Origin of the sequence: Ruminococcus sp. RTP21358st1_G6_RTP21358_211008 (genome assembly GCF_040908885.1) — a bacterium.
Lineage (GTDB): Bacteria > Bacillota > Clostridia > Lachnospirales > Lachnospiraceae > Blautia_A > Blautia_A faecis.
In genome coordinates this window covers 1-2,302 of sequence record NZ_JBDGDM010000100.1, presented here as the reverse complement: position 1 = coordinate 2,302, position 2,302 = coordinate 1, and the positions used below count along the sequence as shown (strand labels likewise).

Genomic DNA, 2,302 nt, shown 5'->3' with positions numbered 1-2,302 from the left:
TATCACATATCCGAATGAAATAATGACCGCGTATGCAAATGATTATTCGTTGTTAGAAGGATGACAAAGGAGGGGGCTTATGAGAAAAAAAGCAATAGAAACAGTATTGGGTATATGTTTACTGATTTCTGGGATGTTTATTCCGATGAAAAATGTAGAGGCGTTTGATACTTATACTGCTAGTCTGGCAGAATCGGAAAGTGATACTTCTGATGATTGGTATAATGAAACAAAGAAGAGACTATTAGGAGATATTAGAGACCCATATGGTTTTTATTATACTATACCATCGTGTGAAGAGTCAGAACTATATTATGGTTCGGGACTGGGAGATACGCTTTATATTTGCATATATCCAGGAGAAAGCGATAGCATTTTTGTTTCTATGCAGAGTTTACTTGGGGATGATTTATATGCGTCAAATGAACATCCTGTAGAATTGTATTTTGATTCGGATGGGGAAAAATGGGTAGATGATAATGGAGCTTTTTTAGCATTTGATGAAAATAGTAGTAGGTTTATTTATTCAGATTCCAGTATACAAATTTGCCTGGAGAAGTTTTCTGTTAGTTCTGCTTGGGAGGGACCAACTCATTTATGGGGAGATATACATCCAGAGGGAGAATATATTGCGGATGATGGGACAACGATAACTGTTATTGATTTATACAATAGGTTTTATGATATTATTTTGAGTGATGATATTATACTTATGGCAGAAATGGACTTTGAAACTGATGATACATATGATATATATCAAAGTGGAAGAACAAAAGTTCTTGAAATGACTTGCTCGGATGTAACTGATGATACAGTTGATACACTGACGTTTACAGATCCCGATACAGGAGATTATCAGATTTTCCATAAAAACTCATCGGCATATGATATATATTTAAGGGCAGCTGATTTTTCAGGGAAATATAAAATTACAGGTGGATTAGCTGGAGATGATTCATATATAACTATGGAGTATGATCCGGATGGTCGCTACTATACTTACAAATTTATATGGCAAGGCAAGGAATTAGTTGAACTTGGTACTGCATTTCCAAGTAATGTATCTCAAATTCAGTCAGAAACATTCTGTATGAGCTTAGCTCCGTATATTAATGGAGAGGAAGAGTACATTGAAACATTTATTCCAAGATTTGGAGACTATTTTTATTTATATCCTGAAGAGTGACAGTATTTAATTATTGGATTTTAAGCATATGTTGTAAAGGTATATGTTATCAGGTCAGAGAAGTGTATACTTTTTTGTCTAAAAACTTTTATACAAGGAGGATGCTATTATGTCAAGGAAAAGAAGAGTGTTTACATTATTAATCTCTGTTATTTTGTGTTTGACTATGGCTGTACCAGTAAGTGCTGGAACAAGTTATAGCCAGAGGTATAATGCTGCTCAAAAAATGTTTAGGGCTATTTATTATGGTAAATATAGTCATAGTTATAATTATGGAACTGATTATACTTATACGTATGATATGGATATTAACAAAGATGGATATCCGGAACATATTGAGTATTATTTTAATAGAGATTTAGTTTTGATATTCACATCATATAAAGGAAAAGTAAGACGGTATGTATTTAAAAATTCATCAGTAAACAGATACAAACAATCAATAGTGATTTATACGCATACTAGTACTGGGCTGGGAAGAAGTAAAACAACATGGAAACGATATAATATAAAAAAAGGTAAACTCATTGAGGATAAAAATAATCGTTATGTAATGATTCATGATGATGATTTATACTTATATTATAAGGGTGGAAAAGCACTACTTCCTGGAAATCTGTTTAAATATACTGGAAAGTTAAAGGAATTGAAGTCAAGTAGTTATTGGACAAAATTGTTTAATGCCACCAAGAATTTTAGCTAAATAATGAAGTATACACTTTATATGAGCTGATCGGAGGGTATGCCACTAATGGCATCCCCTCTTCTTATTTTTTATAATTGTGAAGCATTCAAAATATAATTCTCCAAAGCCATTCGGCTAATCTTCCAGGTAGCCCCCATGCGGAATCCTTTAAGGCTGCCGTCATTAAGCAATTCATAAACCCTATTCTTTCCCACGCCAAGATACTCAGCAACTTCTGAGACACCTAAAACGGTCAAAATAGAATCTTCCTTCCCTGCAGGTACTGGATTAGATATGGTTGACATAATTGTTACCTCCTGTCTGATATTTGGTTTTACTTATATGTGAGCAAGGTTAGTTTTGTAAGAAATAAATATAAGCAGAACAGTCCTGTAAAAATGCTATAGATGAATTTCAAATGCCATATAAAG

Annotated in this window: 3 protein-coding genes; 2 read left to right on the top strand and 1 reads right to left on the bottom strand. The window is 33.2% G+C overall.

From position 1 onward, the window contains the following. Positions 1-79: 79 nt before the first annotated feature. Both AB5Z12_RS20665 and AB5Z12_RS20660 read left to right on the top strand, forming a co-directional pair. A complete protein-coding gene (locus AB5Z12_RS20665) occupies positions 80-1,186 on the top strand; it encodes a hypothetical protein (protein WP_195699108.1) in 1,107 nt (368 codons plus the stop codon). A 109-nt stretch (positions 1,187-1,295) separates the two neighbouring features. Continuing rightward, positions 1,296-1,889 (top strand): hypothetical protein, encoded by a 594-nt coding sequence (locus tag AB5Z12_RS20660; protein ID WP_368357534.1) that lies wholly within the window; start codon positions 1,296-1,298, stop codon positions 1,887-1,889. Positions 1,890-1,960: 71 nt separating this feature from the next. Here the strand turns inward: AB5Z12_RS20660 and AB5Z12_RS20655 are convergent, their stop codons facing one another. Beyond that, positions 1,961-2,176 carry a helix-turn-helix domain-containing protein gene (locus AB5Z12_RS20655; RefSeq protein WP_368357533.1) on the bottom strand — a complete coding sequence of 72 codons (216 nt, stop codon included), beginning with the start codon at positions 2,174-2,176 and terminating at the stop codon, positions 1,961-1,963. Positions 2,177-2,302 lie beyond the last annotated feature (126 nt).